Genomic DNA, 24,193 nt, shown 5'->3' on the forward strand with positions numbered 1-24,193 from the left:
CGCCCGCCGCCGGCACCGACGTGATCAGCGTGCTGATCGTACGCCCTGTGCCCCCTCGTCCGACAGGCCGCGACGGGCGCAGCCGCTAGCCTGAGGGGGTGACCGGCTCCCTCTTCGACGACCTCGACGCCCCCGACCCCGGTCCCCGCGCCGCCGGGGACGGGGCGGACCGTGCCGCCCGCCCGGCCGGCCGGGCGCGGCGCACCCGCTCCCGGGCGCCGCTGGCGGTGCGGATGCGCCCGCGCCGCCTCGACGAGATCGTGGGCCAGCAGCACCTGCTCAAGCCCGGCTCCCCGCTGCAGGTGCTGGCGGGGGAGGACCGGGGGCCGGCGGGACCGTCGTCGATCATCCTGTGGGGCCCCCCGGGCACGGGCAAGACCACCCTGGCCCACGTGATCGCCCGGGGCGTGTCCCGGAAGTTCGTGGAGCTCTCCGCGATCACCGCCGGCGTCAAGGACGTGCGGAAGGTGATGGACGAGGCGCTCACGGACCGGGACCTGCACGGGCGCACCACGGTGCTGTTCCTCGACGAGATCCACCGCTTCACCAAGGCCCAGCAGGACGCGCTGCTGCCCGGGGTGGAGAACCAGTGGGTGGTGCTGGTCGCGGCCACCACGGAGAACCCGTCCTTCTCGGTGATCTCGCCGCTGCTCTCGCGCTCGCTGCTGCTCACGCTGCAGCCGCTGGAGCGCGCCGACATCGGGGCGCTGCTGGACCGGGCCGTCGCCGACCCCCGGGGACTGAACGGCGAGGTGGAGCTCGCCGCGGAGGCCCGCGAGCACCTCCTGGACCTGTGCGGCGGGGACGCCCGCAAGGCCCTGACCTCTCTCGAGGCCGCCGCCGGGGTCGCGTTCTCGGAGCAGCCGGACGGCCACGACACGGACGGGGACACCGGCGGGGGCGACGGCGGGGACACGGACGGGGGCGACGGCGGGGACCGCGCGCGGCCGGTGCCGGTGATCACCCGGGAGCACGCCGAGGAGGCCCTCGACCGGGCGGCGTTGCGCTACGACAAGAACGGCGACCAGCACTACGACGTGGTCAGCGCGTTCATCAAGTCGATCCGCGGCTCCGACGTCGACGCCGCGATGCACTACCTGGCCCGGATGATCGAGGCGGGGGAGGACCCGCGGTTCATCGCCCGCCGGCTCATCATCTCCGCCTCCGAGGACATCGGCACCGCCGACCCGACCGCCCTGCAGACCGCGGTGGCGGCCGCCGACGCCGTGCAGCTCATCGGCATGCCCGAGGGGCGGATCCCGCTGGCCCAGGCCGTGGCGCACCTGGCGACCGCCCCGAAGTCCAACGCCGCCTACACGGCGATCAACGAGGCGATCGCCGACGTCCGCGCCGGCCGGGCCGGACCCGTCCCGCTCCACCTGCGCGACGCCCACTACCCCGGCGCGGGCCAGCTCGGTCACGGCCGGGGCTACGTCTACTCCCACGACGAGCCCAACGGCGTGGCCGCCCAGCAGTACCCGCCCGACGAGCTCGTGGGCACCGACTACTACCGGCCCACCGAGCACGGCCGCGAGCGCGAGATCGCCCACCGCCTCGAGATCCTGCGGGGCATCGTCCGGGGCCGGTGACCGCCGGGCTCAGCGGCCGAACAGGTGGCGCACCACCGACGCGGCCGTGCGCTCGTCGATGAGCAGGTCCGTGACTACGCCCGCCCGCAGGGCGCCCACCACGCCCGGCACCTTGTGGTCCCCCGCCACCACGCACAGCCGGCGCGGGATCCGCCGCAGCTCCATGGGCGTGGGCCCGCTCGCCCGCCGGTTGTAGTCGATGTCGGCGTAGGTTCCGTCCTCCCGCAGGAAGACCGTGCACACGTCGCCGACCACCCGGTGCGCGGACAGCTCCCGGAGCGCGTCCTCCGGCAGGTAGCCGCTGGTGTACACCTGGGAGATCATCGGACCGCGGAAGGCCCCCACGCTGAACACCGCCAGGTCCGCCGCGTTGCGCACCGCCAGCACCCGCCGCACCGAGGACTCCTGCCACATCAGCCGCCGCGTCTCCTCCTGGTCGAAGAACGCGGGGGCGGGGAAGGGCAGCAGCGCGGCCCCGAAGGCCGCCGACATCTGCCCGAGCAGCGCCGAGGACTGCGCCGCCCCCGTGGAACGGGCGCTGACCGCGCCGTTCATCTGCACGACCACCGCGTCCCGCGTGGCCTTCGGCTGCAGGTGGCCCCCGATCGCGGAGGTCGTGATCCCCCAGGCGACCGCCAGCGTCATCCCGTCCCCGAACCAGTCGCCCAGCAGTCCCGCCGCGGCCCGGGCCACGGACTCCAGCCGCTGCGGCTCCGTGGCCGTGCGCGGCGTGCCCGCCACGTGCACCGTCACCCCGAAGGCCTCCCGGAGCCGGTGGGACAGGTCGTGTCCCGCGTCCGGGGGAGCCGCGAGGCTGATCCGCACGATGCCCCGCTCCCGGGCGGCCTGCAGCATCCGCGAGACCGTGGGGCGGGAGACCCCGAAGCGGTCCGCCACCGCCTCCATCGTCATGCCCTGCACGTAGTACAGCTCCGCCGCGTGGTGGAGCTCGGCATCACCGTGCATGTGACCCTCCCTTCCCTGCACGTCCGTTCATTTGCTTTGAGCATAGGTGCAACCCAGGACAGAGTGTGATGCAGAGCACCTTCCCGACCGCAACCACCCGCCCCGAGGAGTTCCCCACCATGGCCCACCCCACCCTCTCCAGCGCCGAACGGGACCGCGCACTCGCCGAGTTCTCCGACGGCCCCGAGCTCGACGTCCTCGTGGTCGGTGGCGGCATCACCGGCGCCGGCATCGCCCTGGACGCCGTGACCCGCGGACTGCGCACCGGCATCGTCGAGGCCCAGGACTGGGCCGGCGGCACCTCGCAGTGGTCCTCCAAGCTCGTCCACGGCGGCCTGCGCTACCTCCAGCAGCTCGACTTCAAGCTCGTCTCCGAGGCGCTGCGCGAGCGCGAGCTGCTCCTGGACTTCCTCGCCCCCCACCTCGTCAAGCCCGTGCCCTTCCTCTACCCGCTGACCCACCGCTTCTGGGAGCGGCCCTACGTCACCGCCGGGATCGGCCTCTACGACGCCCTCGCCCACATCGGCGCCAAGGTCGCGACCCTGCCCTACCAGCGGCACTACAGCTTCAAGGGCGTCCAGCGGGTCTTCCCGGACATCAAGCCCGGCTCCATGGTCGGCGCCGTCAAGTACTGGGACGGCCAGGTCGACGACGCCCGCCTCGTCGTCACCATCGTGCGCACCGCCGTGCGCTACGGCGCGCTCGCCGCGAACCGCACGCGGGCCGTGTCCTTCCCCACGGACGAGACCGGCCGGGTGGTCGGCGCCACCGTGCGCGACCTCGAGACGGGGGCGGAGCACACGGTGCGGGCGAAGACCGTCATCGCCGCCACCGGGGTCTGGACCGAGCAGACCCAGGACCTGGCCCACGCCGAGGGCGGGCTGAAGGTGCTCGCCTCCAAGGGCATCCACATCATCGTGCCCCGCGAGCGGATCCGCGGCGAGAGCGGGCTGATCCTGCAGACCGAGAAGTCCGTGCTCTTCATCATCCCGTGGGCGCGGTACTGGATCATCGGCACCACCGACACCCCCTACCACCAGGACCTCGTCAACCCGGTGGCCACCGCGGAGGACATCGACTACGTCATCGACCACGCCAACGTGGTCCTCGACCGGCCGCTCACCCGCGAGGACGTGATCGGCACGTACGCCGGGCTGCGTCCGCTGCTGCAGCCCGGGACGAAGAAGGGCGGCGGGGACGCGCAGTCCACGAAGATCTCCCGCGAGCACACCGTGACCGAGGTCGCCCCCGGGCTGATCACGATCGCCGGGGGCAAGCTCACCACCTACCGGGTGATGGCCGAGGACGCCGTGGATCTCGCCCTGGGGGAGGAGCGGGCCAAGGCCGTGCCCTCGGTCACCGACCGCACTCCGCTGCTGGGCGCGGAGGGCTATCTCGCGCTCAGCCACCAGGCCGGCAGCCTGGGCGCCCGGCACGACTGGAACGAGGAGCGGGTGCAGCACCTGCTCGGCCGCTACGGGTCGGCGATCACCGAGATCGCCGAGCTCGTGGAGGACCGCCCCGACCTGGGCCGCCCCCTGGAGGGGGCCCCGGCCTACCTGCGGGCGGAGATCGTGCACGCCTGCACCCACGAGGGCGCGCTGCACCTCGAGGACATCTTCGACACGCGCACCCGGCTCACGTGGGAGCAGGCCCGCCACGGTCTCGACGCGGTCGAGGAGATCGCGGACCTCGCGGCCGAGGCCCTCGGCTGGGACGACCGGCGGCGGGGGGCCGAGGTCGAGGCCTACCGGCTCCGCTGCGCGGCGGAGGACGAGGCCGCGAGGACCCCGGACGACACCGCGGCCGCCGCCGCACGGGCGGCGGCCCCCGACGTCCTGGAGCTCGTGCGCCCCTCCGAGGCCTGAGCGCCCACCCGTCCCACCGAGCCCCGTCCCCCGACCCCACCCCCCACCGGCCGTCCCCGACGGGCGGCCGGTCCATCCAATCCGCACCACCTGAGGAGTCGCAGTGCTGTCGATGTCGAACGCAGTGGTACAGGCCGTCGCGCCCACCGTGCCCATCTCCCTGTCCACCGTCTTCTGGTCCGAGGTCGCGGGCACCGCGATGCTGATCCTGCTCGGCGCCGGCGTGGTCGCCAACGTCGCACTGCCGAGGTCCAAGGGACTCGGCGGCGGGTTCCTGATGGTCAACTTCGGCTGGGGCCTGGCGGTGTTCGCCGGCGTCTACGTCGCCTGGCAGTCCGGTGCGCACATCAACCCCGCCGTGACCGTGGGGCTGTGGGCCAGCGGCGCCGAGGAGTACGCCCCCGGGGTGGCCGTCACCCTCGTCAGCACGCTCGTCTACTTCGCCGGTGAGCTGATCGGCGCCTTCCTGGGCGCCGTGCTGGCCTTCCTCGCCTACAAGAAGCACTTCGACGAGGAGATCGACGCGGCGACCAAGCTCGGGGTCTTCGCCACCGGCCCGGCCGTGCGCTCCTACGGCTGGAACGTGGTCACCGAGGTGATCGGCACGTTCGTCCTCGTCATCGTGATCCTGCTCTTCGGCAACACGCCCTCGGAGATCGGGCCGCTGGCCGTGGCGCTGCTCGTGGTCGGCATCGGCGCGAGCCTCGGCGGGCCCACGGGCTACGCCATCAACCCCGCCCGTGACCTCGGTCCGCGCATCGCCCACGCCGTGCTGCCCATCCGCGGGAAGGGCTCCAGCGACTGGGCCTACGCCTGGGTCCCGGTCGTGGGCCCGCTCATCGGCGCCGTGCTCGCCGGCGGCTTCTACCAGCTGTACGCCAACGTTCCCGCCTGACGCCCGCACCACCACCGACCCGTCCACGACACCACAACGAAGTGAGGGACCACCCATGAGCACCGACACCAAGTACGTCATGGCCATCGACCAGGGCACCACGAGCTCCCGCGCGATCATCTTCGACCACCGGGGCACGATCGTCAGCACCGGCCAGCTCGAGCACGAGCAGATCTTCCCGCGCGCAGGCTGGGTGGAGCACGACCCCATGGAGATCTGGCGCAACGTCCGCAAGGTCGTCGCCGACGCCGAGGCCTCCGCCGAGATCAACGCCCGGGACCTGGCCGCCGTGGGCATCACCAACCAGCGCGAGACCACCGTGGTCTGGGACCGCACCACCGGGGAGCCCGTCTACAACGCCATCGTCTGGCAGGACACCCGCACCCAGAAGATCGCCGAGGAGCTCGGCGGGGAGGTCGGCCCGGACCGGTACAAGGACCGGGTGGGCCTGCCGCTGGCCAGCTACTTCTCGGGCCCGAAGGTCAAGTGGATCCTGGACAACGTGGACGGCGCCCGGGAGCGGGCCGAGCGCGGGGACCTGCTCATGGGCAACACCGACTCCTGGCTGGTGTGGAACATGACGGGCGGCGTGGACGGCGGGGTGCACGTCACCGACGTCACCAACGCCTCGCGCACCATGCTGATGAACCTGGCGACCCTCGACTGGAACGAGGAGATCTGCGCCGACATGGGCATCCCCACGTCGATGCTGCCCGAGATCCGCTCCTCCTCCGAGGTCTACGGCAAGGGCCGCACCCGCGGCTTCCTCAAGGACGTGCCGATCGCCGGCATCCTCGGCGACCAGCAGGCCGCGATGTTCGGGCAGGCGTGCTTCGAGAAGGGCATGGGCAAGAACACCTACGGCACAGGCAGCTTCGTGCTGATGAACGTGGGCACCGAGGTGGTGCACTCGGAGAACGGGCTGCTGAGCACGGTGTGCTACAAGATCGGCGACCAGGACGCCGTCTACGCCCTGGAGGGCTCCATCGCCGTGACCGGGTCCCTGGTCCAGTGGCTGCGCGACAACCTGGGCATCCTCTCCTCAGCACCGCAGGTCGAGTCCCTGGCCGCGTCGGTCGAGGACAACGGCGGGGCCTACTTCGTCCCGGCCTTCAGCGGCCTGTTCGCCCCGTACTGGCGCTCGGACGCCCGCGGCGCCCTGGTGGGCCTGACTCGCTACGTCAACAAGGCCCACATCGCCCGGGCCGCCCTGGAGGCCACGGCCTACCAGTCCCGCGAGGTGGTCGAGGCGATGAACGCCGACGCCGGGGTGGACATCACCGAGCTCAAGGTGGACGGCGGGATGACCGCCAACGAGCTGCTCATGCAGTTCCAGGCGGACCAGCTCGGGGTCCCGGTGATCCGCCCGGAGGTCACCGAGACCACGGCCCTCGGCGCCGCCTACGCCGCGGGCATCGCCGTCGGCTTCTGGTCCGGGACGGAGGAGGTCACCGCGAACTGGGCCGAGAACAAGCGCTGGGAGCCGCAGATGGAGGACGCCGAGCGCGGCCGGCTGTTCCGCAACTGGCAGAAGGCCGTCACCAAGACCTTCGACTGGGTGGACGAGGACGTCGACTGACCGCGTCCGCGCCGAGGGCTCGTGCGCCGGAGCGCCGTCCGGGGCTCCCGGGCGGCGCTCCGGCGCGCCGGGACCGGGACGGGGGCCGGCCCGCACCGCGAGCACCCCGGGGCGCGCCACGGCCCCGCACACGCTATAGTAGGACGTCGGCCGGCAAGGCCCGTGCTCCCGCACGACCGGCGCACCGCCTCAACCACGGTGCGCGGCGCGCGGCCACGGCGCTTGCAGGACAGGAGGATTGCGGCTGATCCTCACCTCTCCGGCGGGACCGATCCCGTCCTCGGAGGCCGGACCGAACAGAACACGCTCCCCCCGCACCGCACGCCGGACGGGGGAGGGCACCGCATTGTGAAAGGTAAACGTGGCTAACAACACGCGTGCGCGCCGCCAGGTGCGCAAGTCCCGCGCCCTCGGGATCGCCCTGACCCCGAAGGCCGAGAAGTACTTCGAGCGCCGTCCCTACGGCCCCGGCGAGCACGGCCGTGCCCGCCGGAAGGCAGACTCGGACTACGCCGTCCGGCTGCGCGAGAAGCAGCGTCTCCGGGCGCAGTACAACATCCGCGAGAAGCAGATGCACATCGCCTACGTCGAGGCCAAGCGCCAGGAGGGGCAGACCGGTGAGAACCTGGTCGCCCTGCTGGAGTCCCGCCTGGACGCCCTGGTCCTGCGCTCCGGCTTCGCCCGGACCATGGCCCAGGCCCGCCAGATGGTCGTGCACCGCCACATCCTGGTGGACGGCGAGCGGGTGGACCGCCCCTCCTACCAGGTCAAGGAGGGTCAGCTGATCCACGTGCACGCCAAGTCGGAGAAGATGGTGCCCTTCCAGGTCGCCGCCGCCGGCGCGCACCAGGCCGTGCTGCCCGACACCCCGGGCTACCTCGACGTGCAGATCGAGAAGCTGCAGGCCAAGCTGGTCCGCAAGCCCAAGCGCGCCGAGGTCCCCGTGACCTGCGAGGAGCAGCTCGTGGTGGAGTACTACGCCCGCATGGCCTGATCCTGCGGGCTCCTGCCGCCGGGACCCCCCCCGGGGCAGGGCCTTCCCTGCGGAGAGCCCGCGGCGCCTGCGCCGCGGGCTCTTCCGTTCGGTACAGTTGATCCCCGGGCACCGCGCCGGTGCCCGTCCCCGCACGCCCGGGCGGTCCTGCCGCCCCGGCCCCCCCCGACCCGACCAGCAAGGAGCGCGCCGCCCCATGACCGGTGGAGAAATCGCAGGACTGCTCGCCGCGGGGGTGTTCGCCGTGCTGGTGCTCCTGCTCGCGGTGCCGATCCTCAAGCTCGGCAAGGTCTTCGACGAGCTGCGGCTGACGATCCGCTCGCTCAACAACGAGACCGTCCCCCTCATCGACGAGGTCACCCGCACCGTCTCGACCACCAACTCGCAGCTCGAGAAGGTGGACGGGATCACGACCAACGTCTCCGACGCCTCCGCGAACGTCTCCGCGCTGTCCTCCCTGGTGGCTTCCACCGTGGGCCAGCCGCTGATCAAGGTCGCCGCGTTCTCGCACGGCGTCCGCCGGGCGTTCACGGGCGACACCGCCCCGCACGGCTCCCACCGGGCCGACCGCTTCGGGGCCGCCGACGAGCAGGCCCCCGGCGCCCCGGGGGAGGACCGGCCATGAGCTTCTGGGGCCGGCTCGCCCTCGTGGCCGCCGGCGGCGTGCTCGGCGCCGCCGCCACCCGCCTCGCCCGGTCACCCGGCCAGGACCTCTCCGTGCCGGGCGGCAGCGGCGCCGCGCGCGCGCCCCGCCCCGGGGACTGGCGCTCCCGGCTCTACCGCTTCGCCGCCACCGTGCGCGCGGGCATGGACGAGCGCGAGGCCGAGCTGCGCGAGTCCTTCGGCGTCGCCGCCCCCCGGCCGCAGGCCGGCCGTCTCGCCGCCGGCCGCACCGCCCCGCCGGTGCTGGACGGCACCGCCGCCCCCGGCGCGGCCGGGGCCGCGGCGGAGCCCACCGACCCCTCGACCGAACGCGAAGGAAAGCACCGGTAATGCTCTCTCAGGAAATCACCAAGCGCTGGCTGGACTACTTCGAAGGCCAGGGCCACACCGTGGTGCCCTCCGCCTCGCTGATCTCCTCCCAGCCGGGTGCCATGTTCACGATCGCGGGCATGGTCCCGTTCATCCCGTACTTCCTCGGCCAGGAGACCGCCCCCTACCGGCGCGCCACGTCCATCCAGAAGTGCATCCGCACCCTCGACATCGACGAGGTGGGCAAGACCGCCCGGCACGGCACGTTCTTCCAGATGGCCGGCAACTTCTCCTTCGGCGACTACTTCAAGGAGCGGGCCATCCCCATGGCGTGGGAGCTGCTCACCAGCCCGCTCGAGAAGGGCGGCTTCGGTCTGGACCCGGACCGGCTGTGGGTGACCGTCTACGAGGGCGACGAGGAGTCCTACACGCTCTGGAAGGACACCGTGGGGGTGCCCGCCGAGCGGATCCAGCGGCTGGGCCGGGACGAGAACTACTGGGACACCGGCCAGCCCGGCCCCGCGGGCCCCGACTCGGAGATCTTCTACGACCGCGGCCCCCGGTACGGCCGGGAGGGCGGCCCGGCCGTCGACGACGACCGGTACATCGAGATCTGGAACCTCGTCTTCATGCAGTACCAGCGCGGTGAGGGCTCGGGCAAGGACTACGAGATCCTGGGCGACCTCCCCGAGCAGAACATCGACACCGGCCTCGGCGTCGAGCGCCTCGCCATGCTGCTGCAGGACGTCGAGAACTTCTACGAGACCGACCAGGTCCGCCCCGTCCTGGACAGGGCGTCCGAGCTCTCGGGGAAGCGGTACCACGGCTCCGAGAAGCCGGGGGAGGAGGGCTACGACGACGACGTGCGGATGCGCGTGGTCGCCGACCACGTCCGCTCCTCGCTGATGCTCATCGCCGACGGCGTGAGCCCGTCCAACGAGGGCCGCGGGTACATCCTGCGCCGCCTGCTGCGCCGCGCGATCCGCGCGATGCGCCTGATGGGCGTCACCGAGCCCTGCCTGCCCGTGCTGCTGCCCGCCTCCCGGGACGCCATGCGCGGCGTCTACCCCTACGTGGCCGAGGACTTCGAGCGGATCTCCCGGATCGCCTACGCCGAGGAGCGGGCGTTCCTGAAGACCATCGAGTCCGGCACCACCCGGCTCAACGAGGCCGTGGCCGGCGCCCGGCGCCAGGGCCAGGCCGTCTCCGGCGCGGAGGCCTTCGCCCTGCACGACACCTACGGCTTCCCCATCGACCTGACCCTCGAGATGGCCGCGGAGGCCGGGGTCCAGGTGGACGAGACGGCGTTCCGCGGTCTCATGGAGGAGCAGCGCCACCGCGCCCAGCAGGACGCCCGCGCCAAGAAGGGCGCCCACGCCGACCTCTCGGTGTTCCGCCGGCTCGTCGACGAGGGCGGCTCGGTGTTCACCGGCTACACCCGGCTCGGCCACGAGACCGTGCTGCGCGCCCTGCTGCAGGACGGCGTGACCATCCCCGCCGCGTCGGCCGGGGAGCACGTCGAGGTCGTCCTCGACGAGACACCGTTCTACGCCGAGGCCGGCGGCCAGGCCGCCGACCGGGGCACCATCAGCGGCGACGGCTTCGTGCTCGAGGTCACCGACGTCCAGCAGCCCGTGAAGGGGCTGTCCGTGCACCAGGCGGTCGTGCGCGAGGGCGAGGCCCTCTCCGGGGCCACCGTGCTCGCCCAGGTGGACGTCGCCCGGCGGCGCGCCGCCGAGGCCGCCCACACCGGCACCCACATCGTCCACGCGGCCCTGCACGACATCCTCGGCCCCGAGGCCGTCCAGCGCGGCTCCTTCAACAAGGAGGGGTACCTGCGCTTCGACTTCGCGTGGGGCGAGGGGCTCGCCGAGGCCCAGCGCCAGGAGATCGAGGAGGTCTCCAACGCGGCGATCCACGCCAACCACGAGGTCGTCACGCAGGAGATGGCCCTCGACGAGGCCAAGGCCATGGGCGCCATGTCCCTGTTCGGCGAGAAGTACGGGGACCGGGTGCGCGTGGTCGAGCTGAACGGACCCTGGTCCCGGGAGCTGTGCGGCGGCACGCACGTGGGCGGCACCGCCCAGATCGGCTCGCTCACCCTGCTCACCGAGCAGTCCGTGGGCTCAGGCAACCGCCGCGTCGAGGCCCTCGTGGGCCTGGACTCGTTCCGCCACCTCGCCGCCGAGCGGACCCTCGTGCACCAGCTCACCGGCATGCTCAAGGTGCAGTCCTCCGCGGAGCTGCCCGAGCGCCTGGCAGGCACCCTCGAGAAGCTGAAGTCGGCCGAGAAGGAGCTCGCGGTCCTGCGCCGCGAGAAGCTCCAGGCGCAGGCCGGCTCCCTGCTCGACGGGGTGCGGGAGGTCGGCGCCGTGAAGGTCCTGACCCACGACATGGGCGAGGTCTCCGGGGCCGACGACGTCCGCTCGCTCGCCCTCGACCTGCGCGGCCGGATGACGGCGGAGCCGTTCGTCGTCGCCGTCACGGGCACGGCCAAGAGCCGTCCCCTGGTCCTCGTGGCGACCACCGAGGGCGCCCGCGCGGCCGGGGTGCAGGCCGGCCGGCTCGTGCGCACGGCCGCCAAGGTCCTCGGCGGCGGCGGCGGCGGCAAGGACGACATCGCCCAGGGCGGCGGGCAGGACCCGGCCAAGACGGGGGACGCCCTGGACGCGGTGCTGGCCGACATCGCCCGGGCGGCGGGCGGCGCCGCCGCGTGAGCGACGCCTACGCCCGGGGACGGCGGATGGGGGTCGACGTCGGCCTCGTCCGCGTCGGGGTCGCCCTGTGCGACCCCGACGGCATCCTCGCCACGCCGCTTACCACGCTGCGGCGCGACCCCGACCCCCGGAAGGGCTTCGACGTGAAGCTGCTGGCCGGCCTGGTCCAGGAGCACGACGTCGTCGCCGTCTACGTGGGGCTGCCCCGCAGCCTCGACGGCGGGGAGAACGCCTCGACCGCGATGGCGCGCGACTACGCGGAGGCCCTCGCGCGGCGGCTGCGCGTGAAGGGCCGCGACGTGCCGGTGCGGCTGGTCGACGAGCGCCTCAGCACCGTGGACGCCCACCGGGCGCTGCTGGAGGCCGGGGTCGCCCGCCGCGACCACATGGACAAGGTCGACCAGGTGGCCGCGGCCACCATCCTGCAGAGCGCCGTGGACCGGGCCAGGGCGACCGGGGCGGAGCCCGGCGCGCCGGTGGACCCGCCGGTGTCCGGCGCCGCGGCGCCCGCCGTCCCGCATAATGGGGGTGACCGCGACGGGCAGGGTCCCGCCGCGGCCCGCCGCGGGGAGTCGTCCACCGGAGCCGGGAACACGGCCGAGGACACCGCCGAGGACACCGCCGGAGCGCCCGACCGGGCGCGCACGGCACCGTTGACGACCACCGATCCGGACGGAGAGCATTCGTGAGCGACGATCCGTACGACCAGTCGGCGCCCCGCCGACCCGAGGCGCCCCGGGAGTCGTCCGGCGGCGGTCTGGGCAGCCTCCTGGACGCCCCGTCCTCGCGGGAGCCCTCCACGGGCCTGCGCGGCGTCTTCGAGCACGAGGAGCTCACCCCCGAGCAGGTCAAGCAGCGCCGGCGCCGCGGCCGCGTCTCCCTGACCACGGCCATCGCCCTGTTCCTGCTCGCCGCGCTGATCACGGTGTCCGTGCTCGGCTCCACCTTCCGGTGGTTCGAGGTCCGCGACTACCGCGGCGACGGCAAGGACCCCGTGACCTTCTCCGTGGCCGACGGCGCCACCACCGGCCAGATCGCCGTGGCCCTCGAGGCGCAGGGGATCGTGGCGGACGCCGAGACGTTCGTCGAGACCTACCAGGAGGAGCACGCCGAGCAGTTCATCCAGCCCGGCGAGTACGAGCTGCGCACGGAGATGAGCTCGGAGGCGGCCGTGGACGCGCTCATGGAGGAGGACGAGGCCAGCCACTACGCGGCGGTCAACCGGACCCTGCGCATGACCGACGTGTTCGGGATCCTCAGCGAGTCCACCGGCATCCCCGTCTCCGAGTTCGAGGCCTACCGGGAGGACACGGCGACGTTCGGGATCCCGGACCGCTTCCCCACCCTCGAGGGCTGGCTGCACCCGGGCGAGTACCGGTTCCCGCCGGACGCCACGGCGGAGCAGATCCTGCAGACGATGGTGGACCGCACCCGCACGACCCTCGACGACAACGGCATCAGCGACGAGGACCAGATCTTCGAGGTGCTCACCATCGGCTCGATCATCGAGTTCGAGGTCCAGCCCGAGCACTACGACGTGGTGGCCGGCGCGATCGAGAACCGGCTCGAGAACCCCGACGGCGAGACCTCCGGGTTCATCCAGTCCGACGCGTCCGTGACCTACGGCCTCGACCGCCGCAGCTACGACTTCTCGGAGGAGGAGCGCCGCGACGAGTCCAACCGGTACAACACCTTCGCCAACCCCGGCCTGCCGGTGGGCCCCATCGGCTCCCCGGGCGACGCCGCCATCGCGGCGGCCGCCGACCCGCAGGACAACGACTACTACTTCTGGGTGACCGTGGACCTGGACACGGGCGAGACGAAGTTCGCCGAGACCTACGCGGAGCACCTGGGGTACGTGGAGGAGTACAACCAGTGGTGCAGCGAGAACGAGGGCCGGTGCGGGTGAGTCCCGCCCGCGCCGCCGTGGTGGGCCACCCCATCGGCCACTCGAGGTCCCCGGACCTGCACCGCGCCGCGTACGCGGTGCTGGGCGAGAACGTGCACTACGACGCCCACGACCTGGTCGAGGAGCAGCTCCCGCCGTTCGTCGACGCCCGCCGGTCCGACCCCGCCTGGCGCGGGCTGTCGGTGACGATGCCCCTGAAGTCGGTGGCCGCCGCGTGCGCGGACGAGCTCACGGTCCTCGGGGCGGCGGTGGGCGCGGTCAACACCCTGCTCTTCCGCCCGGACGGGACGGTGCTCGGCCACAACACCGACGTCACCGGCATCGTGGGCGCGGTGCTCGCGGCGGGCACCGTGCCGGCCGTCCCCCGGGCCGCCGTCCTCGGCGGGGGCGGCACGGCCACGGCCGCCGTCGCCGCCGCGCAGCGGCTCGGGGCCGCCTCCGTGGACGTCTTCGTGCGCTCCGCCACCCGCGCCGGGCGCGCCGTCGAGGCGGGGCGCCGGCTCGGGATCCCCGTGCACCTGCGGGCGTGGGACGAGGCGCCGGGCCTCCTGGCCGCGTACGACGTGGTCGTCTCCACCCTCCCGCCGCACGGCGCGGACGAGCTGGCGGCGCAGCTGGAGGCCGCCGCCCCGACCACCACGGGCGTCCTCCTGGACGCCGCCTACGACCCGTGGCCGTCGGCGGTGGCCGCGGCCTGGTCCCGGGCCGGGGGAGCGGTGGCCCCGGGACTCGATATGCTGATCTTCCAGGCGGTGGACCAGATCCGCCTGTTCACCGGCCGCGATCCGGGCACACCCCTGCCCCGCGAGCAGGACGTGGTCGCCGCGATGTGCGCGGCCGTGGGGCGGCCCATCCTCGCCGCCCCGTCCCTGCCCCGCACCTGAGACCTGTCGGCGGCCGCGCCCCGCGGGGCCCTGTCGCCGAGACCCCGAACGGAAAGAGTTGTTATGTTGCGTTGGCTCACGGCCGGCGAGTCGCACGGCGAGGCGCTCGTCGGGATCATCGAGGGCGTCCCGGCTGGGGTGAGCCTGACCAGCCAGGACGTCCGCGACGCCCTGGCCCGCCGCCGGCTCGGCTACGGGCGCGGCGCACGGATGAAGTTCGAGCAGGACCAGGTGCGCCTGCTCGGCGGCGTGCGCCACGGCGTGACCCAGGGCGGGCCGGTGGCGATCGAGATCGCCAACACCGAGTGGCCCAAGTGGCGCGAGGTGATGTCCGCGGACCCCGTGGACCCGGAGGTGCTCGCGGGCCGCGCCCGCAACGCCCCCCTCACCCGCCCCCGCCCCGGCCACGCGGACCTCACCGGCATGCAGAAGTACGGCTTCGACGAGGCGCGGCCCGTGCTCGAGCGCGCCAGCGCCCGGGAGACGGCCACGCGCGTGGCCCTCGGCGCCGTCGCCGCGAAGATCCTCGAGGCCGTGGGCGTGCAGCTCGTCTCCCACACCACGGCCGTGGGCGCCGTCAGCGCCCCGGTGGACGCCCCCCGCCCGCTGCCCTCCGACGTCCCCGGCCTCGACGCCGACCCCCTGCGCTGCTTCGACCCCGCCACGGCGGAGGCCATGGTGACGGCGGTGGACGCCGCCCACAAGGACGGGGAGACCCTCGGCGGCGTCGTCGAGGTCCTCGCCTACGGGCTGCCCCCGGGGCTCGGCTCGTACGTGCACTGGGACCGGCGGCTCGACTCGCGCCTGGCCGGGGCCCTGATGGGCATCCAGGCCATCAAGGGCGTCGAGGTCGGGGACGGCTTCCTGACCGCCGCCCGGCCCGGCTCCGAGGCCCACGACGAGATCTCCCGCGGCGCCGACGGCGCGGTGCGCCGTGTGAGCAACCGCGCCGGCGGGATCGAGGGCGGCATGTCCATCGGTGACGTCCTGCGCGTGCGCGCGGCCATGAAGCCCATCGCCACCGTGCCGAAGGCGCTGCGCACCGTCGACGTCGCCACCGGCGAGGCCGCCCGCGCCCACCACCAGCGCTCGGACGTCTGCGCCGTGCCCGCCGCCGGGGTGGTCGCCGAGGCGATGGTCGCCCTCGTGCTCGCCGACGCCGTGACGGAGAAGTTCGGCGGGGACTCGATCACCGAGACCGCCCGCAACAAGGACGCCTACCTCGCCGCGATCCCGGAGTCCCTGCACTCCGCCGGCGAGCTCGGGGCCTTCGGGGACGACGCCGCCGCGGCGCGCGACGACCACATGGGCGACCCCCTCGTGGCCCCCGCCGAGACCGGGGCCCCCGCAGATGCGGCCGCGCCCGGGGAGGCCCAGGCGTGAACGCGCAGTTCCCCGCCCCGGTCGACGCCGCCGAGACCCCGCAGCGGCCCGTGGTGCTCATCGGGCCCATGGCCGCCGGCAAGTCCTTCCTGGCCCTGCACATGTCCAAGTTCTACGGCTACGACTTCGTGGACGCCGACCAGGTCATCGTCTCCCGGTACGGGGTGATCTCGAAGATCTTCGCGGAGCACGGCGAGAAGTACTTCCGCGACCTCGAGGCGGACACCGTGGCCGAGATCCTGCGGGACCCCGACCACGCCAACGCGATCTTCTCCGTGGGCGGCGGCGCCCCCTTGACCCCGTCCACCCGCGAGCTGCTGCGCCACGAGCTCGTCGCCTACCTCCAGGTGGACACCGAGACCGTGCTGCCCCGGATCAGCGGCAACCGGACCCGCCCCATGCTCCAGCCGGACCCGGAGCGGCGCTGGCAGGAGCTCTACGAGTCCCGGCGCGCCTGCTACGAGGAGCTCGCCGACATCACCCTCGACGGCCGCGGCAACCGGCCCGTCGCCGAGATCGGCGCCGACCTCGAGGCGGAGCTCACCCGCCTGCGCTCCGCGCGGAGCGCCGGCGGCACCACCGACAGCACCCAGGAGGCCCAGGCATGAGCGAGTCCGCTCCCCGCACCGTCACGACCATCCCCGTCACCGGGGAGCGCCCGGCCGAGAACTACGACGTCCTCGTCGGACACGGGCTGCTCGGCGAGGTCCCCCGCGTGCTCGGCGACCGGGTCCAGCGCGTGCTCGTCATCCACCCGCGGGCGCTGCGCAGCACCGGCGACGTGGTCATGGAGGAGCTGCGCGGACAGGGCTACCAGGCGTTCACCGCCGAGATCCCCGACGCCGAGGAGGGCAAGCACGTCCAGGTGGCGTCCTTCTGCTGGCAGGTCCTCGGGCAGAACGACTTCACCCGCTCGGACGCGATCGTGTCCGTGGGCGGGGGAGCGGTCTCCGACCTCGCGGGGTTCGTGGCCGCCACGTGGCTGCGCGGGGTGCGCGTGGTGCACGTGCCCACCACCCTGCTCGGCATGGTCGACGCCGCCGTGGGCGGCAAGACCGGGATCAACACGGCCGAGGGCAAGAACCTCGTGGGCGCCTTCCACCCGCCCGCGGCCGTGCTGTGCGACCTCGACACGCTGCGGACGCTGCCCGAGAACGAGCTGCTCACCGGCATGGCGGAGGTCGTCAAGTGCGGCTTCATCGCCGACGAGCGGATCCTCGAGCTGATCGAGGCCCACCCGGAGGCGGTGCGCGACTCGCAGTCCGAGGTGGTCCGGGAGCTCGTGGAGCGCAGCATCCGGGTCAAGGCCGAGATCGTCTCCGGCGACCTGCGCGAGGCCGGCCGCCGGGAGATGCTCAACTACGGGCACACCCTCGGCCACGCGATCGAGCACAACGAGCGCTACCAGTGGCGCCACGGCGCCGCGGTCTCGGTGGGGCTGGTCTTCGCCGCCGAGCTCGCCCGCACCGCCGGGAACCTGGCCGACGACGTCGTCGAGCGCCACCGCAGCATCCTCGCCTCCCTCGGCCTGCCGACCGCGTACCGGTGGGACCAGTGGCCGCGGCTGCTCGAGGTCATGAAGCGGGACAAGAAGACGCGCGGGAACCTGCTGCGCTTCGTCGTCCTCGACGCCGTCGGCCGGCCCCGCGTGCTCGAGGTCCCCGACCCCGCGATCCTCTTCGCGAGCTACCAGGAGATCGCCGAGGGCGCGCCCAGCTAGACTGGTCCGCGGTCCGGGACGACACCCCCTGTCCGCGCCGACCTGCCGACTTCGCAGACAACCAGAGAGAGAACCTGTGGCTACGACCAACGACATCAAGAACGGCACCGTCCTGAAGCTGGAGGGCAACCTCTGGAACGTGATCGAGTTCCAGCACGTGAAGCCGGGCAAGGGCGGGGCGTTCGTGCGCACCAAGATGCGCAACATCACCTCCGGGAAGGTCGTCGACAAGACCTTCAACGCCGGTGCGAAGATCGAGACCGCCACGGTGGACCGCAGCGAGTACCAGTACCTGTACCAGGACGGCGCCGACTACGTCTTCATGGACAACAAGACCTACGACCAGATCACCGTCCCCGGTGAGGTGGTGGGCGACGCCGCCAACTTCATGCTCGAGAACCTCAACGTGACCATCGCGCTGCACGAGGGGGCCCCGCTCTACATCGAGCTGCCCGCGTCCGTGGTCCTCGAGATCACCTACACCGAGCCGGGCCTGCAGGGCGACCGCTCCACCGGCGGCACCAAGCCCGCCACCGTGGAGACCGGCTACCAGATCCAGGTGCCGCTGTTCCTCGAGCAGGGCACCAAGGTCAAGGTCGACACCCGCACGGGTGACTACCTGGGCCGCGTCAACGAGTGAGCGCCCGGGGCAAGGCGCGCCGGCGCGCCGTGGAGATCCTCTTCGAGGCCGAGCAGCGTTCCGAGGACGCCCGCGAGGTCATGGAGCGGCGCCGGATGCACAGCGACTCGCAGGTCTCCCCGTACGCCGAGGAGCTCGTCCTCGGCGTCACGATGCGCCGCGGTGAGCTCGACGAGTACCTCGAGACGTACTCCCAGGGCTGGACCCTCGAGCGGATGCCCGCGGTGGACCGCAACGTGCTGCGCGTGGGGGCCTGGGAGCTGCTGTTCAACGACGACGTCCCGGACGGGGTCGCCGTGGCCGAGGCCGTGAGCCTCGCCAAGGAGCTCGCGGGCGACGACTCCCCGCGCTTCGTCAACGGCCTGCTGGGCCGGCTGCAGCAGATGAAGCCGACCCTGCTCGGCTGACGGGGCCGCCGGACCCCGCCCGGGGCGCTACCATTTCCGGGACCACGACCGTGCGTCCCGGGAAGGTCCGCATGACAGCTCCCGCGCTGCGCCTGCAGGGCGTCTCGAAGCACTACGGGACCGTGCGCGCGGTCGACCGCGTCACCCTCGAGGTCCGCCCGGGGAAGGTCTACGCGCTGCTGGGCCTCAACGGCGCCGGCAAGACCACCGTCATGCGGACGGTCCTCGGCATGGTCCGGCCCTCGGCCGCGGGCGCGGCGACGCGCACCGCGCGGGGCCCGCGGCCGTGCTCGGCGACGCCGGCGCCGCGGACCGCCCGGACGCCGTGGCCGCCGCCCTCGTCCACGGCGGCGTGCCCCCCCCACCGGCCTCGCGGTGGTCCGCGAGGACCTCGAGGCCTACTTCCTGCGCCTGGTGGGCGCGCAGCACCGGCAGGAGCGCCCCGGTGACCGGTGAGCCGGCGGCCGCCCTCGGGGCGGAGTCGCTGAAGCTGCGCCGCTCCCGCGTGCCCTGGGCCACCGCCGGGGCCGTGGCCCTCACTGTCCTCGTGGCTCAGGTGCTCGCCGCGGTCGGCCACGGCGCGTGGTACCCCTGGGCCGTGCCCGCCCTCCTCGCCGGGACGGCCGGCCCGGACGCCGCCGGCGCCGGTCCGGGCGGCGTCCTGGGCGTCGCGCTCGTCGCCCTCGGCTCCGCCGCGGCCACCGCCGCCCGGTGGGAGCGGGCCGACCACAGCGCCCAGCCCGGGCGGGGTCGCCGGGGGAGGCGGGCGTCACACCGGGCCCGGGGCGTCAGGGCCGCTGTGCTAGTTTGGGGCGAGCAAGCAACCTTTAAGTCCGTCCTGTGAGGCGGGGAAGGAGGCGGCACCCATGAACGACGACACCTCCGCGGCCGGTCCCTCGACGGGACCCGCCGCCGCGCGCGTCATCCTCTCGGCAGCCGACATCGACCGCGCCCTGACGCGCATCGCCCACGAGATCCTCGAGGCCAACAGAGGCAGCTCGGACCTCGTCCTGCTCGGCATCCCGCGCCGCGGCTACCCGCTGGCCCAGCGGATCGCCGCCAAGATCGCCGCCTCCGACACCGGCTTCGACGCCGCCGCGAGCCTCGGCCAGCTCGACGTCACGATGTTCCGCGACGACCTGCGCAAGAACCCCGCCCGCGCCCCCCAGCCGACCCGCATCCCCGTGCAGGGCATCGACGGGCGCACCGTGGTCCTCGTCGACGACGTCCTGTACTCCGGGCGCACCGTGCGCGCCGCCCTCGACGCCCTCGTGGACGTCGGCCGGCCCCGCGTGGTCCGCCTCGCCGTGCTCGTCGACCGCGGCCACCGGGAGCTGCCCATCCGCGCCGACCACGTGGGCAAGAACCTGCCCACCTCCTCCCAGGAGAAGGTGCGGGTCCGGCTGGCCGAGACCGACCCCGAGCCCCGCGCGGCGGAGAACGCCGACTGCGTGGTCATCGAGACCACCGTGCCGGGAACCGGCGCATGAGGCACCTGCTGTCCACGAAGGACCTCTCCTACGACGCCGCCCTGACGTTCCTGGACACCGCGGACCAGATGGCCGCCGTGGGCCAGCGCTCCGTCAAGAAGCTCCCCGCGCTGCGGGGCCGCACCGTGGTCAACCTCTTCTTCGAGGACTCGACCCGCACCCGCATCTCCTTCGAGACGGCCGCCAAGCGCCTGTCCGCGGACGTCCTCAACTTCTCCGCGAAAGGCTCCTCGGTCTCGAAGGGGGAGTCCCTCAAGGACACCGCCCAGACCCTCGCGGCGATGAGCGCCGACGCCGTGGTGATCCGGCACTCGGCCTCCGGCTCCCCGCAGCAGCTCGCGGAGTCCGACTGGATCGACGCCGCGGTGGTCAACGCCGGCGACGGCACCCACGAGCACCCCACGCAGGCCCTGCTCGACGCCATGACCCTGCGCCAGCACCGTGCCCGCACCGAGGGCCGCGAGAGCACCCGCGGGCTCGACCTCGAGGGCATGCACGTGGTGATCGTCGGCGACGTCCTGCACTCCCGGGTGGCCCGCTCCGACCTGTGGCTGTTCACCACCCTGGGCGCCCGGGTCACGTTCGTGGCCCCGCCCACCCTGCTGCCCGTCGGCATCGCGGACTGGCCTTGCCGGGTGGTCTTCTCCCTCGACGAGGCCCTGGACCCCGCCCCGGACGCGGTGATGATGCTGCGCGTGCAGCGGGAGCGGATGCACGCCGCGTTCTTCCCGACCGCCCAGGAGTACGCCCGGGAGTGGGGGCTGACCCCCGAGCGGGTCGCCGCCCTCGACGCCGCCGGGGCCGCCACGGCGATCATGCACCCGGGACCCATGAACCGCGGGCTGGAGATCTCCTCCGCCGCGGCGGACTCCCCGCGCTCCACGGTCCTGGACCAGGTGCGCAACGGCGTCTCCGTGCGGATGTCGGTGCTCTACCTGCTGCTCTCCGGCGACGACCTCGACCCCACCTCCACCCCGCACCCCCAGGAGCGCTGACCTCTCGTGACCTCGTACCTCATCCAGGGCGCCCAGCTGCTCGGCGAGCAGACCGCCGACATCCTCGTCGAGGACGGCGTGATCCGGCGCATCGGCCCCGACCTCGCCGCGGACGCGGGCGACGCCCGGATCCTCGACGCCGCCGGGCTCGTGGCCCTGCCCGGGCTCGTGGACATCCACACGCACCTGCGCGAGCCCGGCCGGGAGGACGCCGAGACCGTCGAGACCGGCACCCGGGCGGCCGCGCTCGGCGGCTACACCGCGGTCTTCGCGATGGCCAACTCCGATCCCGTGGCGGACACCGCCGGTGTGGTGGAGCAGGTGCACGAGCTGGGCCGCTCCGCGGGCTGGGTCGAGGTCCGTCCCGTGGGCGCCGTGACCGTGGGTCTGAAGGGCGAGCGGCTGTCCGAGATCATGGCGATGGCCGAGTCCCGCGCGGGCGTGCGGATGTTCTCCGACGACGGCATGTGCGTGCACGACCCGGTGCTCATGCGCCGGGCCCTGGAGTACGTCAAGGGCTTCGACGGCGTCGTGGCCCAGCACGCCCAGGAGCCGCGGCTGACGGAGGGCGCCCAGATGAACGAGGGCGCCGTGTCCGCCGAGCTCGGGCTGACGGGCTGGCCCGCCGTCGCGGAGGAGGCCATCATCGCCCGCGACGTGCTGCTCGCCGAGCACGTCGGCTCCCGCGTGCACATCTGCCACCTCTCGACCAGGGGCTCCGTGGACATCGTCCGCTGGGCCAAGCAGCGCGGCATCGACGTCACCGCCGAGGCCACCCCGCACCACCTGCTGCTCACCGACGAGCGGGTCCGCAGCTTCGACCCGGTGTTCAAGGTCAACCCGCCGCTGCGCACGGACGAGGACGTGCACGCCCTGCGCGCGGCCGTGGCCGACGGCACCATCGACGTGATCGGCACCGACCACGCCCCGCACCCCGCCGAGGACAAGGAGTGCGAGTGGTCCTGCGCGGCCAACGGGATGACCGGGCTCGAGACCGCGCTGTCCGTGGTCCAGCTCAGCCTCGTCGACACCGGCCTGCTGACCTGGCGCGACGTCGCCCGGATCACCTCGGCGACCCCCGCCCGGATCGGGCGCCTCGCCGGCCAGGGCCGGCCGCTCGAGGAGGGCGAGCCCGCTCACCTCACCCTGTGGGACCCGGCCGCGACCACCGTGGTGGACCCCGCCCGGCACGCGTCCAAGGGCCGCAACAGCCCCTACCGCGGCATGGAGCTGCCCGGCGCGGTCCGCGCCACCTTCTTCCGCGGCCACCCCACCGTCCTCGACGGGGCCCTCAACACCCCCGCCCCGACCCCCGCCGCCTGACCGCGCCGGCCCCCTTCCACCGCCCGGAGGCCCCCGTCCCATGGACCAGCTCAGCACCGTGCTCGTCACGGTCATCGTCCTCGCCGTGCTCTTCGCCCTGCTCCGCCGGGGCTGGCGCACGCGCGTGCGACGCCAGTCGGGGATCGCGGCGCCGGCCGCGCCGCCCGAGGGGATCGAGGAGCGCGAGCCCCGGCTCGTGGTCCCGGGCATGTACGTGAGCACCACGGAGACCGGCGCCCCGCTCGAGCGGATCGCGGCCCACGGACTGGGCGTGCGCGCCCGGGCGACGGCCCTGGTCCACGACGACGGCGTGCTCCTGGACCGGCAGGGCGCCCCGGGCCTGTTCGTCCCCGCCGCCGACCTCGTGTCCGTGGGCACCAGCTCCGGGATGGTCGGCAAGTTCGTGGAGCGGGACGGGCTCGCCGTGCTGACCTGGCGGCTGGGCTCCACCGTGGTGGACACCGGCTTCCGCACCCAGCGGGCCGAGGACAAGCAGCGTCTCCTCGACGCCGTGGAGGCGATCGTCCCGGCACCGCACTCCTGACCCGCCGGCGGCGCCCGCCGCCCCGCCTTCCCGACCCACAGACCCGAACGTGAGGACGACCTTGAGCTCGATCACCACTGACCCCGCCGTGCTCGTGCTGGAGGACGGCCGCGTCTTCCGCGGCCGCGCCTACGGCGCCCTCGGCACCGCCCTCGGCGAGGCCGTGTTCTCCACCGGCATGACCGGCTACCAGGAGACCATCACCGACCCGTCCTACGCCGGCCAGCTCGTCGTGCAGACCGCCCCGCACATCGGCAACACCGGCGTCAACGCCGCCGACGCCGAGTCGCGGCGGATCTGGGTGTCCGGCTACGTCGTGCGCGACGCCGCCCGCCGCCCGTCCAACTGGCGCTCCGAGGGGTCCCTCGACGAGCAGCTGGCGGCGCAGGGCGTCGTCGGCATCCAGGACGTCGACACCCGCGCCATCACCCGCCACCTGCGGGACCGCGGCGCGATGCGCGGCGGGATCTTCTCCGGGGACGCCGCGCTGCGCCCCGACGCCGAGCTCGTGGCCGAGGTCGGCGCCGCCGAGCGGATGGAGGGGCGCCGGCTCGCGGAGACCGTCTCCGCCCCGGAGGCCTACGTCGTGGAGCCCGCCGAGCACGGCTGGACCGGCGAGGTCCTGCACGAGCTGGTGGCGGTGGACCTCGGCATCAAGTCGATGACCCCGCACCGCTTCGCCGAGCGCGGGGTGCGCGTGCACGTGGTGCCCGCCGACACCGGCTTCGAGCAGATCCGGGCCCTGGCCCCGCGCGGGGTGTTCTTCTCCAACGGCCCCGGCGACCCCGCCACCGCCGAGCGGCAGATCGAGACGCTGCGGGAGGTGCTGCGCGCCGGGATCCCGTTCTTCGGCATCTGCTTCGGCAACCAGCTGCTCGGCCGGGCCCTGGGCTTCGGCACCTACAAGCTGGTCTTCGGCCACCGCGGGATCAACCAGCCGGTCCTGGACCGGCGGACCGGGCGCGTGGAGATCACCGCCCACAACCACGGCTTCGCCGTGGACGCGCCCCTGGACGGCCCGGTCGAGGCGCCCCGGGGCGAGTTCGGCCGCGTCGAGGTCAGCCACGTGTGCCTCAACGACGACGTGGTGGAGGGCCTCAACTGCCTCGACCTGCCCGCGTTCTCGGTGCAGTACCACCCGGAGGCCGCCGCCGGCCCGCACGACGCCTCCTACCTCTTCGGCCGGTTCATCGAGCTGATGGACAGCCACCGGGACGGCCGCGCCGACCCGACCATCGACAACGCCGTCCCCGGCGGCGCCCAGGGCGCCCAGAGCTCCGAGGACACCCCGAACGCACAGGAAGAAGGGCAGAACTGA

The 24,193-nt window shown here is 73.6% G+C and carries 23 protein-coding genes; 22 read left to right on the forward strand and 1 reads right to left on the reverse strand.

Features of this window, described 5'->3' with window-relative positions; genetic code table 11:
- The first annotated feature begins 233 nt into the window (after positions 1 to 233).
- Positions 234 to 1,589, forward strand: a complete 1,356-nt coding sequence (locus tag EQG70_RS09310; protein ID WP_410200029.1) for a replication-associated recombination protein A — start codon at positions 234 to 236, stop codon at positions 1,587 to 1,589.
- A 9-nt stretch (positions 1,590 to 1,598) separates the two neighbouring features.
- Here the strand turns inward: EQG70_RS09310 and EQG70_RS09315 are convergent, their stop codons facing one another.
- Positions 1,599 to 2,555, reverse strand: coding sequence for a sugar-binding transcriptional regulator (locus EQG70_RS09315; RefSeq protein ID WP_095650958.1), 957 nt, complete (start codon positions 2,553 to 2,555; stop codon positions 1,599 to 1,601).
- Positions 2,556 to 2,623: 68 nt separating this feature from the next.
- Here EQG70_RS09315 and EQG70_RS09320 point away from each other — a divergent pair, with 68 nt between their 5' ends.
- From EQG70_RS09320 to carA, 21 genes are all read left to right on the forward strand, one after another.
- Positions 2,624 to 4,423 carry a glycerol-3-phosphate dehydrogenase/oxidase gene (locus tag EQG70_RS09320; protein ID WP_095650959.1) on the forward strand — a complete coding sequence of 600 codons (1,800 nt, stop codon included), beginning with the start codon at positions 2,624 to 2,626 and terminating at the stop codon, positions 4,421 to 4,423.
- 112 nt (positions 4,424 to 4,535) lie between these two features.
- Complete coding sequence (locus tag EQG70_RS09325; protein ID WP_031282381.1) at positions 4,536 to 5,318, forward strand: MIP/aquaporin family protein; 783 nt, start codon at positions 4,536 to 4,538, stop codon at positions 5,316 to 5,318.
- A 55-nt stretch (positions 5,319 to 5,373) separates the two neighbouring features.
- Positions 5,374 to 6,897, forward strand: coding sequence for a glycerol kinase GlpK (glpK, locus tag EQG70_RS09330; RefSeq protein WP_109244405.1), 1,524 nt, complete (start codon positions 5,374 to 5,376; stop codon positions 6,895 to 6,897).
- A gap of 361 nt (positions 6,898 to 7,258) precedes the next feature.
- Positions 7,259 to 7,891: a 30S ribosomal protein S4 gene (gene rpsD, locus EQG70_RS09335; RefSeq protein WP_017832285.1), complete on the forward strand. Its 633-nt coding sequence runs from the start codon at positions 7,259 to 7,261 to the stop codon at positions 7,889 to 7,891.
- 196 nt (positions 7,892 to 8,087) lie between these two features.
- Positions 8,088 to 8,516 carry a DUF948 domain-containing protein gene (locus EQG70_RS09340; protein WP_031282383.1) on the forward strand — a complete coding sequence of 143 codons (429 nt, stop codon included), beginning with the start codon at positions 8,088 to 8,090 and terminating at the stop codon, positions 8,514 to 8,516.
- On the forward strand, positions 8,513 to 8,884 hold the full coding sequence (locus tag EQG70_RS09345; protein WP_109244404.1) for a hypothetical protein: 372 nt from the start codon (positions 8,513 to 8,515) through the stop codon (positions 8,882 to 8,884). The genes EQG70_RS09340 and EQG70_RS09345 overlap by 4 nt, the downstream gene beginning before the upstream one ends.
- Complete coding sequence (gene alaS / locus EQG70_RS09350; RefSeq protein ID WP_109269151.1) at positions 8,884 to 11,580, forward strand: alanine--tRNA ligase; 2,697 nt, start codon at positions 8,884 to 8,886, stop codon at positions 11,578 to 11,580. Before EQG70_RS09345 ends, alaS begins: the two co-directional genes overlap by 1 nt.
- Positions 11,577 to 12,269 carry a Holliday junction resolvase RuvX gene (gene ruvX / locus EQG70_RS09355; protein WP_109269152.1) on the forward strand — a complete coding sequence of 231 codons (693 nt, stop codon included), beginning with the start codon at positions 11,577 to 11,579 and terminating at the stop codon, positions 12,267 to 12,269. The genes alaS and ruvX overlap by 4 nt, the downstream gene beginning before the upstream one ends.
- Positions 12,266 to 13,489 carry an endolytic transglycosylase MltG gene (locus EQG70_RS09360; RefSeq protein WP_109269153.1) on the forward strand — a complete coding sequence of 408 codons (1,224 nt, stop codon included), beginning with the start codon at positions 12,266 to 12,268 and terminating at the stop codon, positions 13,487 to 13,489. The genes ruvX and EQG70_RS09360 overlap by 4 nt, the downstream gene beginning before the upstream one ends.
- Entirely contained in the window at positions 13,480 to 14,373 is an 894-nt protein-coding gene (locus EQG70_RS09365) for a shikimate dehydrogenase (RefSeq protein WP_017832291.1), read from the forward strand. Before EQG70_RS09360 ends, EQG70_RS09365 begins: the two co-directional genes overlap by 10 nt.
- Positions 14,374 to 14,436: 63 nt before the next feature.
- Positions 14,437 to 15,756, forward strand: coding sequence for a chorismate synthase (gene aroC, locus EQG70_RS09370; protein WP_109269154.1), 1,320 nt, complete (start codon positions 14,437 to 14,439; stop codon positions 15,754 to 15,756).
- Positions 15,753 to 16,364 (forward strand): shikimate kinase, encoded by a 612-nt coding sequence (locus EQG70_RS09375; protein WP_109269155.1) that lies wholly within the window; start codon positions 15,753 to 15,755, stop codon positions 16,362 to 16,364. Before aroC ends, EQG70_RS09375 begins: the two co-directional genes overlap by 4 nt.
- Positions 16,361 to 17,476 carry a 3-dehydroquinate synthase gene (aroB, locus tag EQG70_RS09380; protein WP_017832294.1) on the forward strand — a complete coding sequence of 372 codons (1,116 nt, stop codon included), beginning with the start codon at positions 16,361 to 16,363 and terminating at the stop codon, positions 17,474 to 17,476. The genes EQG70_RS09375 and aroB overlap by 4 nt, the downstream gene beginning before the upstream one ends.
- Before the next feature lie 76 nt (positions 17,477 to 17,552).
- Positions 17,553 to 18,116 (forward strand): elongation factor P, encoded by a 564-nt coding sequence (gene efp / locus EQG70_RS09385; RefSeq protein WP_017832295.1) that lies wholly within the window; start codon positions 17,553 to 17,555, stop codon positions 18,114 to 18,116.
- Positions 18,113 to 18,523: a transcription antitermination factor NusB gene (gene nusB, locus EQG70_RS09390; RefSeq protein WP_031282389.1), complete on the forward strand. Its 411-nt coding sequence runs from the start codon at positions 18,113 to 18,115 to the stop codon at positions 18,521 to 18,523. Before efp ends, nusB begins: the two co-directional genes overlap by 4 nt.
- A gap of 71 nt (positions 18,524 to 18,594) precedes the next feature.
- On the forward strand, positions 18,595 to 18,972 hold the full coding sequence (locus EQG70_RS09395) for an ATP-binding cassette domain-containing protein (RefSeq protein WP_109269156.1): 378 nt from the start codon (positions 18,595 to 18,597) through the stop codon (positions 18,970 to 18,972).
- A 417-nt stretch (positions 18,973 to 19,389) separates the two neighbouring features.
- Positions 19,390 to 20,013: a bifunctional pyr operon transcriptional regulator/uracil phosphoribosyltransferase PyrR gene (gene pyrR / locus EQG70_RS09400; protein WP_017832300.1), complete on the forward strand. Its 624-nt coding sequence runs from the start codon at positions 19,390 to 19,392 to the stop codon at positions 20,011 to 20,013.
- Positions 20,010 to 21,008 carry an aspartate carbamoyltransferase catalytic subunit gene (locus tag EQG70_RS09405; RefSeq protein ID WP_017832301.1) on the forward strand — a complete coding sequence of 333 codons (999 nt, stop codon included), beginning with the start codon at positions 20,010 to 20,012 and terminating at the stop codon, positions 21,006 to 21,008. The genes pyrR and EQG70_RS09405 overlap by 4 nt, the downstream gene beginning before the upstream one ends.
- A 6-nt stretch (positions 21,009 to 21,014) precedes the next feature.
- Entirely contained in the window at positions 21,015 to 22,331 is a 1,317-nt protein-coding gene (locus tag EQG70_RS09410; RefSeq protein WP_017832302.1) for a dihydroorotase, read from the forward strand.
- 40 nt (positions 22,332 to 22,371) lie between these two features.
- Positions 22,372 to 22,875, forward strand: coding sequence for a PH-like domain-containing protein (locus tag EQG70_RS09415; RefSeq protein ID WP_109269158.1), 504 nt, complete (start codon positions 22,372 to 22,374; stop codon positions 22,873 to 22,875).
- Between the two features lie 61 nt (positions 22,876 to 22,936).
- The gene (carA, locus tag EQG70_RS09420) at positions 22,937 to 24,193 is read left to right on the forward strand and encodes a glutamine-hydrolyzing carbamoyl-phosphate synthase small subunit (RefSeq protein WP_109269159.1); all 1,257 of its coding nucleotides are present in this window, start codon (positions 22,937 to 22,939) and stop codon (positions 24,191 to 24,193) included.

The organism is Kocuria rosea (genome assembly GCF_006094695.1).
Classification (GTDB): domain Bacteria; phylum Actinomycetota; class Actinomycetes; order Actinomycetales; family Micrococcaceae; genus Kocuria; species Kocuria rosea.

Coding starts and splice junctions, on each gene's coding strand:
- EQG70_RS09310 (WP_410200029.1), top strand. CDS start 234: ATGCGCCCGCGCCGCCTCGACGAGATCGTGGGCCAGCAGCACCTGCTC.
- glpK (WP_109244405.1), top strand. CDS start 5,374: ATGAGCACCGACACCAAGTACGTCATGGCCATCGACCAGGGCACCACG.
- EQG70_RS09325 (WP_031282381.1), top strand. CDS start 4,536: ATGTCGAACGCAGTGGTACAGGCCGTCGCGCCCACCGTGCCCATCTCC.
- EQG70_RS09415 (WP_109269158.1), top strand. CDS start 22,372: ATGGACCAGCTCAGCACCGTGCTCGTCACGGTCATCGTCCTCGCCGTG.
- aroC (WP_109269154.1), top strand. CDS start 14,437: ATGTTGCGTTGGCTCACGGCCGGCGAGTCGCACGGCGAGGCGCTCGTC.
- pyrR (WP_017832300.1), top strand. CDS start 19,390: ATGAACGACGACACCTCCGCGGCCGGTCCCTCGACGGGACCCGCCGCC.
- EQG70_RS09315 (WP_095650958.1), bottom strand. CDS start 2,555: ATGCACGGTGATGCCGAGCTCCACCACGCGGCGGAGCTGTACTACGTG.
- EQG70_RS09340 (WP_031282383.1), top strand. CDS start 8,088: ATGACCGGTGGAGAAATCGCAGGACTGCTCGCCGCGGGGGTGTTCGCC.
- aroB (WP_017832294.1), top strand. CDS start 16,361: ATGAGCGAGTCCGCTCCCCGCACCGTCACGACCATCCCCGTCACCGGG.
- EQG70_RS09395 (WP_109269156.1), top strand. CDS start 18,595: ATGACAGCTCCCGCGCTGCGCCTGCAGGGCGTCTCGAAGCACTACGGG.
- EQG70_RS09405 (WP_017832301.1), top strand. CDS start 20,010: ATGAGGCACCTGCTGTCCACGAAGGACCTCTCCTACGACGCCGCCCTG.
- EQG70_RS09320 (WP_095650959.1), top strand. CDS start 2,624: ATGCAGAGCACCTTCCCGACCGCAACCACCCGCCCCGAGGAGTTCCCC.
- alaS (WP_109269151.1), top strand. CDS start 8,884: ATGCTCTCTCAGGAAATCACCAAGCGCTGGCTGGACTACTTCGAAGGC.
- EQG70_RS09345 (WP_109244404.1), top strand. CDS start 8,513: ATGAGCTTCTGGGGCCGGCTCGCCCTCGTGGCCGCCGGCGGCGTGCTC.